Source organism: Nonomuraea sp. NPDC000554 (genome assembly GCF_040300065.1).
Lineage (GTDB): Bacteria > Actinomycetota > Actinomycetes > Streptosporangiales > Streptosporangiaceae > Nonomuraea.
In genome coordinates this window covers 46,122-58,319 of sequence record NZ_JBEPDC010000038.1, presented here as the reverse complement: position 1 = coordinate 58,319, position 12,198 = coordinate 46,122, and the positions used below count along the sequence as shown (strand labels likewise).

The 12,198-nt window shown below is 68.8% G+C and carries 15 protein-coding genes; 6 read left to right on the top strand and 9 right to left on the bottom strand.

What is annotated here, in order from left to right:
- Window positions 1-36: 36 nt before the first annotated feature.
- From ABT294_RS45005 to ABT294_RS44980, 6 genes are all read right to left on the bottom strand, one after another.
- A complete protein-coding gene (locus ABT294_RS45005) occupies window positions 37-1,566 on the bottom strand; it encodes a helix-turn-helix domain-containing protein (RefSeq protein WP_350812639.1) in 1,530 nt (509 codons plus the stop codon).
- A gap of 33 nt (window positions 1,567-1,599) precedes the next feature.
- On the bottom strand, window positions 1,600-3,288 hold the full coding sequence (locus tag ABT294_RS45000) for an enoyl-CoA hydratase-related protein (RefSeq protein ID WP_350812638.1): 1,689 nt from the start codon (window positions 3,286-3,288) through the stop codon (window positions 1,600-1,602).
- A gap of 384 nt (window positions 3,289-3,672) precedes the next feature.
- Window positions 3,673-3,825: a hypothetical protein gene (locus tag ABT294_RS44995; RefSeq protein ID WP_350812637.1), complete on the bottom strand. Its 153-nt coding sequence runs from the start codon at window positions 3,823-3,825 to the stop codon at window positions 3,673-3,675.
- Window positions 3,825-4,142, bottom strand: coding sequence for an SRPBCC family protein (locus ABT294_RS44990; RefSeq protein WP_350812636.1), 318 nt, complete (start codon window positions 4,140-4,142; stop codon window positions 3,825-3,827). Before ABT294_RS44990 ends, ABT294_RS44995 begins: the two co-directional genes overlap by 1 nt.
- Window positions 4,143-4,380: 238 nt before the next feature.
- The gene (locus tag ABT294_RS44985; RefSeq protein ID WP_350812635.1) at window positions 4,381-4,635 is read right to left on the bottom strand and encodes a hypothetical protein; all 255 of its coding nucleotides are present in this window, start codon (window positions 4,633-4,635) and stop codon (window positions 4,381-4,383) included.
- Window positions 4,636-4,684: 49 nt separating this feature from the next.
- Window positions 4,685-4,936, bottom strand: a complete 252-nt coding sequence (locus tag ABT294_RS44980) for a hypothetical protein (protein WP_350812634.1) — start codon at window positions 4,934-4,936, stop codon at window positions 4,685-4,687.
- A gap of 721 nt (window positions 4,937-5,657) precedes the next feature.
- On the opposite strand from ABT294_RS44980, the gene ABT294_RS44975 reads away from it, so the two are divergent.
- Window positions 5,658-6,578, top strand: a complete 921-nt coding sequence (locus ABT294_RS44975; protein WP_350812633.1) for a hypothetical protein — start codon at window positions 5,658-5,660, stop codon at window positions 6,576-6,578.
- A gap of 543 nt (window positions 6,579-7,121) precedes the next feature.
- On the opposite strand, the gene ABT294_RS44970 is transcribed toward ABT294_RS44975, so the two are convergent.
- Entirely contained in the window at window positions 7,122-7,502 is a 381-nt protein-coding gene (locus ABT294_RS44970) for a nuclear transport factor 2 family protein (protein WP_350812632.1), read from the bottom strand.
- A gap of 80 nt (window positions 7,503-7,582) precedes the next feature.
- Here ABT294_RS44970 and ABT294_RS44965 point away from each other — a divergent pair, with 80 nt between their 5' ends.
- From ABT294_RS44965 to ABT294_RS44945, 5 genes are all read left to right on the top strand, one after another.
- Window positions 7,583-7,933 carry a helix-turn-helix domain-containing protein gene (locus tag ABT294_RS44965; protein ID WP_350812631.1) on the top strand — a complete coding sequence of 117 codons (351 nt, stop codon included), beginning with the start codon at window positions 7,583-7,585 and terminating at the stop codon, window positions 7,931-7,933.
- A gap of 334 nt (window positions 7,934-8,267) precedes the next feature.
- Window positions 8,268-9,200: an ABC transporter ATP-binding protein gene (locus ABT294_RS44960; RefSeq protein ID WP_350812630.1), complete on the top strand. Its 933-nt coding sequence runs from the start codon at window positions 8,268-8,270 to the stop codon at window positions 9,198-9,200.
- The gene (locus ABT294_RS44955; protein ID WP_350812628.1) at window positions 9,200-9,958 is read left to right on the top strand and encodes an ABC transporter permease; all 759 of its coding nucleotides are present in this window, start codon (window positions 9,200-9,202) and stop codon (window positions 9,956-9,958) included. Before ABT294_RS44960 ends, ABT294_RS44955 begins: the two co-directional genes overlap by 1 nt.
- A 2-nt stretch (window positions 9,959-9,960) precedes the next feature.
- The gene (locus ABT294_RS44950; protein ID WP_350812627.1) at window positions 9,961-10,764 is read left to right on the top strand and encodes an ABC transporter permease; all 804 of its coding nucleotides are present in this window, start codon (window positions 9,961-9,963) and stop codon (window positions 10,762-10,764) included.
- Window positions 10,765-10,806: 42 nt separating this feature from the next.
- Window positions 10,807-11,124 (top strand): sulfurtransferase TusA family protein, encoded by a 318-nt coding sequence (locus tag ABT294_RS44945; protein WP_350812626.1) that lies wholly within the window; start codon window positions 10,807-10,809, stop codon window positions 11,122-11,124.
- Window positions 11,125-11,328: 204 nt separating this feature from the next.
- Here ABT294_RS44945 and ABT294_RS44940 read toward each other — a convergent pair whose 3' ends face one another.
- Together ABT294_RS44940 and ABT294_RS44935 are read right to left on the bottom strand one after the other, a co-directional pair.
- Complete coding sequence (locus ABT294_RS44940) at window positions 11,329-11,787, bottom strand: pyridoxamine 5'-phosphate oxidase family protein (protein ID WP_350812625.1); 459 nt, start codon at window positions 11,785-11,787, stop codon at window positions 11,329-11,331.
- Window positions 11,787-12,077: a hypothetical protein gene (locus ABT294_RS44935; protein ID WP_350812624.1), complete on the bottom strand. Its 291-nt coding sequence runs from the start codon at window positions 12,075-12,077 to the stop codon at window positions 11,787-11,789. Before ABT294_RS44935 ends, ABT294_RS44940 begins: the two co-directional genes overlap by 1 nt.
- Window positions 12,078-12,198 lie beyond the last annotated feature (121 nt).

Below are 12,198 nucleotides of genomic sequence, written 5' to 3'. Positions count from 1 at the left end.
GACAAAACCCGCACCCCACGAACCCCCGGGGCAGGGTCAGATGTCGCGGAAGGTCTCGATCCGCGCCCCCAGCGCGTTCAACCGCTCCGCCAGATCCTCATAACCGCGGTTGATCACGTACACGTTCCGCAGCACCGACGTGCCCTCCGCCGCCATCATCGCCAGCAGCACCACCACCGCCGGACGCAACGCCGGCGGGCACATCATCTCCGCCGAACGCCACCGCGTCGGACCCTCCACCAGCACCCGGTGCGGATCCAGCAGTTTCACCGACGCCCCCAGCCGCGTCAGCTCCGTCAGATAGATCGCCCGGTTGTCGTACACCCAGTCGTGAATCAGCGTCGACCCCTGCGCCGCAGCCGCGATCGCCGCGAAGAACGGCACGTTGTCGATGTTCAGCCCCGGGAACGGCATCGGATGGATCTTGTCGATGGGGGAGACCAGCTTCGACGGCCGCACCGTCAGATCCACCAGCCTGGTCCGCCCGTTGGCCGCCCGATACTCCGCCCCCCTGTCATGGTCGAGGCCCATCTCCTCCAGCACCGCCAGCTCGATCTCCAGGAACTCCACCGGCACCCGGCAGATCGTCAGCTCCGAAGAGGTCACCACGGCCGCCGCCAGCAGGCTCATCGCCTCGACCGGGTCCTCCGACGGCGAGTAGTCGACGTCCCGCTCGATGGAGGCCACCCCGTGCACGGTCAGCGTGGTGGTGCCCACACCCTCCACCTGCACCCCGAGCTCCTCCAGGAAGAAGCACAGGTCCTGGACCATGTAGTTGGACGAGGCGTTGCGGATCACCGTCACCCCGTCGTGCCGCGCGGCCGCCAGCAGCGCGTTCTCCGTCACCGTGTCGCCCCGCTCGGTCAGCACGATGGCCCGCGACGGCGACGCCCCGCGATCCACCCGCGCGTGGTAGAAACCGCCCGTCGCCGTGATGTCCAGACCGAAGTGCTTCAGCGCCGACATGTGCGGCTGAACCGTCCGCGTGCCCAGATCACAGCCGCCCGCGTACGGGATGCGGAACTGCTCGGTGCGGTGCATCAGCGGACCCAGGAACATGATCACGCTCCTGGTGCGGCGCGCCGCCTCGGTGTCCATCGCCTCCAGCTCCAGCCGGGCCGGAGGGACGATCTCCAGGTCGCTGCCCTCGTTGATCCACCGGGCCCGCACCCCGATCGAGGCCAGCACCTCCAGGATCCGGTACACCTCCTCGATCCGCGCCACCTTGCGCAGGATCGTCCGGCCCGAGTTCAGCAACGACGCGCACAGCAGGGCCACACACGCGTTCTTGGACGTCTTCACCTCGATGCTGCCCGACAGGCGACGCCCGCCGACCACCCGCAGATGCATCGGCCCGGCATAACCGAGCGAGACGATCTCGCTGTCGAGCGCCTCACCGATCCGGGCGATCATCTCAAGACTGATGTTCTGATTGCCCCGCTCGATGCGGTTCACAGCGCTCTGGCTCGTAGCCAGAGCATCGGCCAGCTGCAGCTGAGTCCACCCGCGATGCTGGCGGGCGTCGCGGATCAGCCGGCCGATCCGCACAAGATAATCATCCGTCACAGCGACAACATATCTCACATATGAGATTCGCCGTCACTGGCCCCAGGCGGACGCGCCGGACAGCTCCCGATGCGCCGCCAGATGCTCCGGCGTCGCAACCGCCTTCCGCTTCAACACGAACGCCTCCCGCGCCGCCCTGAAACCGCTACGGTCGTCGAACATGTCGCGGCTCATCTCCGCCAGCTCCTCCACCCGGTAGGCGTCCAGAGGCTTGCGCCGCTCATCAGCCTCACGCCGCTCCCGCTTGGCCGCCAGCAAAGCACCGTAGTCGGACGAGACCGCCAGCCGCTCAGCGTACTCCAACACCGACCGCTCGAACTCCAGCCGCGCCCCCGGCAGCACCCCGTCGGCCAGCCCCATCTCCAGCGCCTGCGCGGCACCCACCGGCAACGCCGCCTGCGTCAGCTGCCTGGCCACGGACGCCCCCACCCTGCGCGGCAGCACATACGTCCAGAACTCCGACCCGAACAACCCCATCGTGCGGTAGTGCGGGTTCAACACCACACCCTCACGCATCAGCACCCGGTCGGCGCCCAGCCCCATCATCACCCCGCCCGCGCCCGCGTTCCCGCCGACCGACGTCACCACCAGCTGGTCGGTGCAGCCGATCACCTCACGGCACACCTGGTTGATGGCGTTGATGTTCATCCACGCCTCCAGTTCCGGATGACGCGCCGCCTGGATCACATTCAGGTGAATGCCGTTGGAGAACACCTCGCCACCACGCACCACCAGCACCTTGGTGTCCTGCGCCACCGCGTAACGCAACGCCGAGGCCAGCCGGCGGCACTGGTCGGTCGACATCGCGCCGTTGTAGAAGTCGAAGCTCACCACGCCCACGCCGTCGCTGCGGTCATAGGTGATCTCGCTGTAGCCGGACCGCTCCGCCACCCCCTCCAGCAGCTCGTCACCCAGCACCGCCGCCGCGGGAAGCTTGATCGCGTCCGGCTCGTCCCGGCGCAGATGCCCCACCCACACCGTCCCGTCGCCCGTGTGCACCAGCACCGCACCCTCACGCCGCGCCGCCAGCGTTCCCGGCGTCCCCGACAGCGCCGGACCCCGGTAGACGTCGAACACCCGCACCGGCACCTCGCCCAGCACCGTCCGCCCGCCCGGCGCCCCGTCGGCCGCCCGCACCCGCCGCAGGATCACATCCGTCGCATCCGACCAGGCGAACTTCCGGTCGGCGTGCCGCATCGCCGGACGCAGCCGCCCCCGCACCTCCGGCCGGCGATAGTCCAAAGGCGCCGGCGTGAACGCCGGGTCGGTGGCCTTGGCGGCCACCTCCAGCACCAGCTCCACCGCCGCGTCGGCGACCGGCCCGTTGTACAGCGACGACTTGCGCGGCGGCTCCGGCGGCAGCGGGAACGTCCGATACGCCCAGATGGGGCCCGCGTCCATCTCCTCGACCGCCTGCAGCGCCGTCACCCCCCACTCCGGCTCCGCGTCCGTGATCGCCCAGTCCAGCGAGGACGGGCCACGGTCGCCCGGCGGACCCGGGTGGATGATGACCGTGCGCTGGTTCTGCCACAGCGCCGCCGGCACCTTGTCCTTCAGGAACGGGCAGATCACCAGATCGGGCTTGGCGAGCTGGGCCGCCTCCAGCATCACCTGCTCCGAGACGGCCAGCTCGACCGTGACGTCGTGACCGGCGCGGCGCAGCTCCAGCCAGGCGCGCTGGGTCAGGCCGTTGAACGAGGAGCAGAGCAGCAAGATACGCAACGGAAACGTCCTCCGGGCAATCGTTCGTCGAGGGGAGACAAGGGGGACCGGCCCGCTGTGCCGGGGCCAGGGTCACGGGCGGTGGTCAGCCGGGCACGCCGGAGCACGGCGTGTCCCTAGTCTCCCACGCGTTATCGACCGTCCCATATGACCCGTCCATGCCATCTGATGCTGACATGAACGTGCACGCTGCGTTGACAGTTCGGCACAAAATCCGCCATGACCAGCCCAAATTGCCCGCTTTACCCGAAATGCGAAGGACGGGGGAGCGGGGGAGAACCCTTCACCTGCAACCCGACCGAAACCCCCGCCGGCTCACAGCCTGTGGCCAGCAGGTCACGCCACCGCACCACCCCGCGCAGAGCGGGGGAGCGGACGACCGGTTCACCGCTCGGCTGAGGGGGCGGTTTCGGCGACCCGCTTGACGTACTGGTTCCGCACCCGGATCAACGCGGGCATGTAGCGGCGCAGCACCAGGAGTTCGGCGACGATCCCGAGAGGGCCGCAAGGCGCGGCGAACTCGATCACGTCGCTCATCACCGTGCCGCCGTCGCCGTCGGACTGGAAGAAGTGGGCGTGGTGCCAGCGCCTGAAGGGCCCGCCACCTGTTCGTCGACGAAGTGCCCCGGCCGGTCGTAGGCGCTGATCGTGGACGTCATCCGCCAGCGGACGCCGAAGTGCCGCGCCTGCCAGGTGACGCTCTCGTCGAGCTTCAGCCCTCCTGCGGTCACCCCGCCGACCGCCTTCTCGGACGATCTCGCCATCGAGGAGGTGTGGACGCCCACGTCCAGCGAAACGTCGAACACCCGTTCAGGCGGCGCGAAGACATGCGTGACGACCTCGAAACGCGGCATGCGCCCAGCCTAGGACGGTGACCTGCCGGGGGATCGCCGGGATTCCCCGGCGCAGACGAAGGGCGCGCGCGGGCGGATCTCGGTGTGGGGCGCGCGCGGCTCGACGGGGCGCCGATCCGGTTGCGCCGGCAGGCCGGATTCCGTGAGGGCGCGACAGCCCGTTCACGGGCCTCACCTGGGACGACCGATGCGATACCGGACAGAAGCCTCATTCTGTCCGGTATCGCGCATCTTGTCGTCAGAGGCGGCTCACGAAGCGGGTGGCGGCGCGGTGGCTCATGCCGGTCTCGCCGCGCACCAGGAAGACGGCTTCCTGGATCTGGCCGTGCGCCTTCAGCTCGCGGGCCTGGTCGACCAGGTCGGAGCTGGGGGCGGGGCGGTTGCGGGGGTGTTTGGTCAGGCGTACCGCGAGGAGGATCAGCCAGATGATCGCCGCGGTGATGACGACGGTGAGCACGATGAGGCCCGGGGTGGAGATCGCCAGGCTGCGCATGAACCGATCGTACGCCGCGCGGGCGCGCGGTTCAGGGCCGCCGACGGTCTCAGATGCTCTCGACGAACCGGGTGGCCGCCATCTGGTCCATTCCGGTTTCGCCGCATACCAGGTGGATGGCCTGTTCGGTGCGTCCGGACGCCTTGAGCTGGCGGACGCGTGCGGCCAGGTCGCCTCGCGGCGCGTTCGGCGCGGCGCGGCGCGCCACTTTGACGGCCACGAAAACGATGACGGCGATGACCGCGGCGATCCCGAGGAGGAATCCGGCGATGATGAGTAACTCGATGATTCCGACGTTCATGGGCAGATCGTAGGTCGGCTGCGACGTGTCCGGGTGAACGTTGTGCGCCTGGATTCGGCCGTATCCGTTTGCTCGATAATGAACATTATGTCAAGTAGACCGGATCGGGGCGGCGCGCCAGGGCGCTTCGGTCCCCCGGCGCACCTGCGCGCAGCCGGCCCGCCACCGCTATGGGCGTGGGCGTGGCGCGTTCGGCGGAAGTTCCCCTCCTGGCCGTCGCCGGTCGCGGATGAATCGGCGCCTTCACCGCGTGGGCATGGTCGATCAGGCCAGGTTGGAGGCCGCGACCGGCGGGTACCGCGTTCGAGCCGGTCGCGGCTGCGTCTTTGTGGCCCACGCAATGGTCCAGGTGCGAGAGCTCGCTGATCTTGTGGGGCTCCGCCAGGCGCAGGAGGCCGTGGTGAGCGCGCCGGGTGTGCGCGCATGTTGACAAAAGTGGCCGCCTCTCCCCCGTCATCGCTGGTCAAACCCGTGCAGGGGTCGTCTGGCGCGTGCCGGTGTTTCCTGGGGCGACGGGTCGTGTTCACAGGTAGGTCGCGGGCAGCCCCTAGATTCCCGTCCCATGAAATTTCAGGACATGTCAGTTGTCGCGCGGTCCGACCACCGCCTCTCCCGTCGCTCCCTCCTGCTGGCCGGTGCGCTGTCCGGGGCCGGTCTCGCGGTCCTGGGAGGCACCGCCGCCCAGGCGGCGGAGCGGCTGGGCGGGAAGGCGCGCACCCGCGTGCTGATCGCGACGAACGAGCCGTGGGGGACGTATCACGCCAAGCCGTTGCTCCCGGAGGCGCAGCGCCTGGGCTGGGAGGTCGTGCAGCTGGTGCCGGACCGGTCGGGTGTCGCGCCGGGTGATCCGGTCGCGGTCGCCACTCTGGACGACGTCCCCGAGGCCGACCTGCTCATCGTGACCGGTGCGGGTGACTGGCCCGCCGACTGTGCGGCGCGGTTGCGTGATCTGCCGTTGGTCGCGAGTTCGCTGGCGTATCAGCTTCCCGTGGAGGCGCCGCGTGCGCGGGAGTTCCGCGATCGGCTGAGGGCGGTGACGGCGTCGTCGCCGGCGGAGGCGGAGGTGTTCGACGACTATCTGGGGACGCGCCGTCCGATCGCGGTGGTGGGGACGCCGCAGACGGATGATCTGCCCAGGCATGCGCCGGAGGCGGGGACGGTGCTGGTGTTGACGAGTGTGACGAAGTCGGGCGCGAGTGGTGGTTCGGCTCCGGGCACGGAGTTGCTGCTGGCGGCGGCGGAGCGGTTGGCGGCGGCGGGCAAGCGGATCGTGGTCGGTTTGCATCCGCGTGAGGATCGTTCGTTGTGGGAGCGGTACGAGATCAGTTCGGTGCCGTCGGTTCAGGCGTCGGCCAGGGCGGAGGTGGCGATCGGGATTCCGGGGACGGTTTTCCCGGTGGTGGCGGCGGTGGGTGTTCCGCTGGTGGGGTGCACGGATCCGCGGCTGCGGATTCCGGACTATCTGCTGGAGGTGTGTTCGCGCACCATCACGTCGGCGGATGAGGCGGTGGCGGCGGTGTCGGAGGCGAGGCCGGTCTCGCGTGCGGTGCTGTATGAGGCGGTCGGTCCTGTGGGGGGTTCGGCTCGCCGGTTGTTCAAGGTGTGGCGGAAGGAGGGGGTCCGGGAGCCGTCGCGAGGCTGATCGGGGCTTGTTGCGGCCGGTGGGGCCGTGCCGCCTCTCCCCCGGTGCCGGTCCGGGGCGGGTGGGGTGCGGTCCCGTGGGCGGGTGTGAGATGGCGCACGCGTGTGGGGCGTTGGGGCTGGTGGGAGGGGTGTTCACGGAGGGTGGTCGTCTTACGGCGGGTTTGACATCCTGTTGATTCGCTGTCCTTGGCGGGGTGGTGCGTTTAGGCTGAGGCTCTGCTATCGCGCCGAGAGGAGCAGCACGTGGGGAACCAGTCGGTTTTATGCCCGGTGTGTCAGGGGGTTGTGCCCGCCTCGGGGCGGGATGCGTACACGACGTTGCGGGCTCGGTTGATCGTGACGAACGGTTACTGTGAGGGTGGGTGCGCGGAGCGGCGTGCTGCTGAGCAGACGCAGCAGGTCGCGCGCCCGGCTGTGCCGGTGGCTCCCCCGGTGTCTGGGCCTGTGTCCGGTCCGATGCCTGTTGTTCGTCCGGTTGTTTCCGGGGTGCGGGCTTCGCGTTGAGTTGGGCCGCGTCGCGTGCGTGGGGCGCGATGCGGTGTCAGCCGTTCTGGCTGGTGTGCCAGTAGTCGCGGGTGTGGGTGGCGAGTCCGTCGGCGTTGAAGCGGGCGATGACGCAGCCGGCGAGGGTGGTGGGGGTCGCGTTGTCGAGGCTGTGGACGCGGAATTCGATGGCGGCCTGGTCTGCGTCGACGATGGGGGTGGCGAAGGTGACGTGGGGGTCGCTTTCGCCGGTGAAGGACCATCGGATGTAGTCGGCGATGGCTTGTTTGCCGGTGTGCGGGGCTCGGAAGGGCATGGAGGTGTGGACGGCGTCGTCGCTGTAGAGGGCGATGATGGCGTCGACGTCGTGGTGGGTCCAGCCGTGTTGCCAGGTGTCGGCGAAGCGTTGGGCGGCTGCGCGGGTGTCCATGGCGTTCATCGAAACTCCTTCAGGCCTGGGAGGAAACGCGGCACGGTGCCGCACGGGTTGGTTCGAACTTGTGTACGAAAGTTTGCTTTGTGCGCGTGGCGCAGTTGGTCAAGCGGGCGTTCAAGTACCGTTTCTATCCAACCTCCGAGCAGGCTGAGGAGCTTCCCCGGCTGCGTCCGCCTGGTCTACAACAGGGCGCGGGGTTCAAGTCCCGCAAGAAGTCGCGCCTGTCGGCCGAATGCATCCGATCGGCCTTCACCTACCGGAGCGGCCGGCTCACCCTGGCGAAGTCTGCGAGGACGCCATCCAACCGGCCGAGAACGCGGTGGGCGTCACCGCGCTGGCGAGAAGGTCGCCAACTCCTGCCACGAGCGGACCGACCAGCGCAGGCTCGCCAGAGCCCAGCGAGCTTTGGCCCGCTAGGAGAAAGACTCGGCTAACCGGGCCGAGGCCGAACTCCGCGTAGCGAACATCCACGCCCGCATCACCGACGGCAGGCGTGACCATCTGCACCGGGTCAGAACACGGCTTGTTCGGGAGATCCAGGTGATCGCTGTGGAGGACCTGGCCCGTCCGCAACGCGGAGAGGTGAAACGCCTGTGGAGCTGATGCAGGACCTCAACAGGAGAGCATCTCCTCGCCGGGCGATCGGGGGTGAAGCAGGAACCCTCACGGGCGACCGTGGGGAGGCCCCTCGTTCACGAGGGGGAAGAGGTCGATGGGGCGTGGATAACCTGTCGAAAGTGTCGGTGGGGTTGGTTATGGTCTGGCCTCGTGTCTGGTGAGCTTTCTTTGATCCGTGCGCGTGGGCTGGTCAAGCGCTTCGGTGATTTCACGGCCGTCGACGGCATCGATCTGGATGTGGCGCCTGGTGAGGCGTTCGGTTTTCTGGGGCCGAACGGGGCGGGTAAGTCGTCGACGATGCGGATGATCGGCTGTGTGTCGATGCCGTCGGCTGGTGAGTTGCGCATTCTGGGGCTGGATCCGGTGCGGGAGGGGCCGCGGATCAGGGCTCGGCTGGGGGTGTGCCCGCAGCTGGACAATCTGGATCCGGATCTGTCGGTGCGGGAGAATTTGACGACGTACGCGCGGTATTTCGGGTTGTCGCGGGGGCAGGCGCGGGAGCGGGCCGAGGAGCTGCTGGATTTCGCGCAGCTTCGTGACAAGGCCTCGAGCCGGGTGGAGCCGTTGTCGGGTGGGATGAAGCGGCGGCTGACGATCGCGCGGGCGATGGTGAACGATCCGGATCTGGTGTTGCTGGACGAGCCGACGACGGGGCTGGATCCGCAGGCGCGTCATCTGCTGTGGGAGCGGTTGTTCCGGTTGAAGCAGCGGGGTGTGACGCTGGTGCTGACCACGCATTACATGGATGAGGCCGAGCAGTTGTGCGATCGGCTGGTGGTGATGGACGGCGGCCGGATCGTGGCGGAGGGGTCGCCGCGGGCGCTGATCGAGGCGTATGCGTCGCCGGAGGTGGTGGAGTTGCGTTTCGGGGCGGAGGCGCTGGAGGGGTTCGTGCCGTCGCTGGAGGGGGTCGGGGATCGGGTGGACGTGCTGCCTGATCGGATCTTGTTGTATGCCAAGGACGGTGACGCGGCGGTGTCGGAGGTGCATCGGCGTGAGCTGACGCCGTCGAGTGTGCTGGTGCGCAGGTCGTCGTTGGAGGATGTGTTCCTGCACCTGACCGGCCGGACGTTGGTCGACTGATGGCGCATCCGGCGGTGGCGGTGCTGGAGCGGCACCTGACGTTGTACAAGCGGTTGTGGCGGGCGTCGTTGTTCTCGTCGTTCGTGCTGCCGGTGTTGTTCCTGGCGAGCATCGGCCTGGGGGTGGGCGGTTACGTCGGCCAGGTGCAGGGTGTGCCGTACGTGGTGTGGATCGTGCCGGGGGTGCTGGCTTCGACGGCGTTTCAGATGGCGGTGGGTGAGTGCACGTACTCGGTGTTCGGTGAGTTCCGCTGGAACCGGGGTGCGCACGCGATGTACGCCACGCGGGTGTCGGTGTGGGACATGATCGGCGGTTGGCTGCTGTACATCGTGTTCCGGGTCGAGATCGCGGTCGTGGTGTTCTTGGCGGTGGTGGGGGTGTTCGGGGCGTTGGCGTCGCCGTGGGCGGTGCTGACTCCGTTGGTGGCGGCGTTGCTGGCGGTGGCGGTGGCCGCGCCGGTGACGGCGTTCTCGGCGACGATCGATCATGACAGTTACTTCGCGTTGCTGTTCCGGTTCGTGATGATCCCTTCGACGTTGTTCGCGGGGGTGTTCTTCCCGGTGGAGCAGTTGCCGGGGCTGGTGCGGCCGTTGGCGTACGTGTCGCCGTTGTGGCATGGGGTGGAGCTGTGCCGGGCGGCGACGGCGGGCGCCTCTCCCCCGTGGCCGGTGTGGGCGCACGCCGGTTATCTGCTGGTGTTCGCCGCGCTGGGTGTGTGGTGGGCGGGTTACGCGTTTCGCAGGCGACTTCAGGATTAGTGATGGTGACGTTGGCGTTGGCCCGGCGGGTGTCGGTGGGTCGGGTGGGTGCGGTGGTCGGCCGCAATGTGGGCGCGTTGCGGTCGGGCGCGGCGTACTGGCTGGTGCTGGTGTCGGGGTTTTTCGAGCCGTTGCTGTACCTGCTGTCGATCGGGGTCGGGGTGGGTGCGCTGGTGGGCCGGATCCCGTTGGGTGATGGGCGGGTGGTGTCGTACGCGGTGTTCGTGGCTCCGGCGATGCTGGCGGCTTCGGCGATGAATGGCGCGCTGGCGGAGACGACGTTCAACTTCTTCTTCAAGATGCGTTATGCCAAGACGTTCGAGGCGATCTTGGCGACTCCGGTGAGGCCGATCGAGGTGGCGTTGGGTGAGCTGAGCTGGGCGATGGTGCGCAGTTCTGTGTACACGGCGTTGTTCTTGGTGGTGATGGTGGTGCTGGGGCTGGCTGAGCCGGTGTGGGCGTTGGCGGCGTTCCCGGCGACGATGCTGGTGGGGGTGGCGTTCGGCGCGGTGGGGATGGCGGCGTCGACGTTGTTGCGCGGCTGGCAGGATTTCGATCTGATGACGGCGGCGCAGTTCTCGCTGTTCCTGTTCTCTGGGACCTTCTCCCCCGTGGGTGCCTATCCGGCGGCGTTGGAGGCGGTGGTGGTGGCGACGCCGTTGTTTCACGCGGTGGAGTTGGTGCGCGGGCTGGCGTTGGGGCAGCCCGGGTGGGGGTTGGTGGGTCATGCGGGGTATCTGGTGGTGATGGCGGTGGCTGGTTTGTGGTTCGCGGCGGGCCGTATTCAGCGGGTGCTGTGCTCGTAGGGTTGCCGGGGTGCTGGATGGGCTGTCGGTTGGGTGATCGGCGTGGGTGATGAGAGGGATGACGGCCTGCCCGGCGAGTTTGCCGGCGGGCCGGTGGTGCTGGACGGCGGTGAGCGCCGTTGCGTCCAGTTGCTGATCGAGTTGCGCCGCCTGGCTGACGGGTTGGCTCCTGGCAGCGTCGTCCATCTGATCGCCGGGGATCCGGCGGCGCCGATCGATCTGCCCGCTTGGTGTCATCTGACCGGGCACGACTATCTGGGGCCGGTGCCCGGCGGGGGCACGCCCGTCTACGCTGTGCGGATCAGCGCCACGGCCCGTGCCACCCAGCATGACTCCCCTTGGCGGTCGGCTCACGGCTGACGTCGGCCCGGTTCAGGGGGTGGTGAGGGTCGATCTGGCCGCTCATGCCGAGCAGGTCGGCGGCGTGTAGCGCTTTCAGCGGTTTGTTGTACCTCGCCGCGCAGGCGGAACTCGTGGTTGGTGGGTAAGCGACGAAGTTCGGGTTGCTGCACCGCCGCCCTTCCTCCGTTGCCGGGCGGCCGCCGGTGAGGGCCTTTCGTCGCGTCAGGGGACGGTCCAGCGGCCGTCGCGCATGAGGTCGCGGCCTTCGAGCTCGTTGGCTTCGCGCCAGGCCTGCAGGCGTTGGGGGTGGATGCGGAAGTACAGGTAGGGGCTGCTGAGCCGGCGCGGGTCGAAGCCGGTTTTGGTGGCGAAGGCGTCGCCGGTCTCGTCGGAGATCTCGCCGGCTTCGAACGCCTGGACGGTTCCCTCGATGAGGAGCAGGTCGCGGGTAGGGCCGATGCCGAGCCGGATCTTGCCGGTGGCCTGGAGGTTGCGGCTGGTGGGGCTGGCGGCCGGGGTGGAGATCAGCAGTGTGGCGCCGTCCCACAGGAAGGACAGGGGCACCAGGTAGGGCGCGCCGCCGTCCGGGCCGGCTGTGGCCACCCAGGCGTCGACGTCGTGTGCGAGCCGGTCGAGGGCGTCGATCTTGCGCTGGTGCGCGGTACGTGGCGGCGGTGTCATCACAGGGCCTGTCCTTGGCGTTCGAGTGTGTGGTGCGGGCCGGTCGAGCCGGCGTCCCACAGATCCTTCCACTGCGCCGGCCTGGTCGTCCTACGCGGGCGCGCTGAGACGTTCTTGCTGAGCGGTTCGTCAGAGGTCCAGGACGGGTAGCCGCCGTCGGTGAGCGCGACCGCCGGGCCGGAGAACGTCTGGTCTGGCCGGTGCGTGGTCACGGTGCCGGTGGTGAACTCGGCGGCCAGGAACCAGGAGGTGAGCGGCCGTGGTGGCCCGGGGGCGGGGCCCAGCGGCACCGGACTGGCCGCAGGTCGCCCAGGCGTTCAAGGAGATGCGGGAAGGGGGCGACACCGCCCAGTGAGCCGGCTGGCCGCTGCCGGTGCAGGAGACGAAGGTGCGCCGCACCGGTGGGTCGCT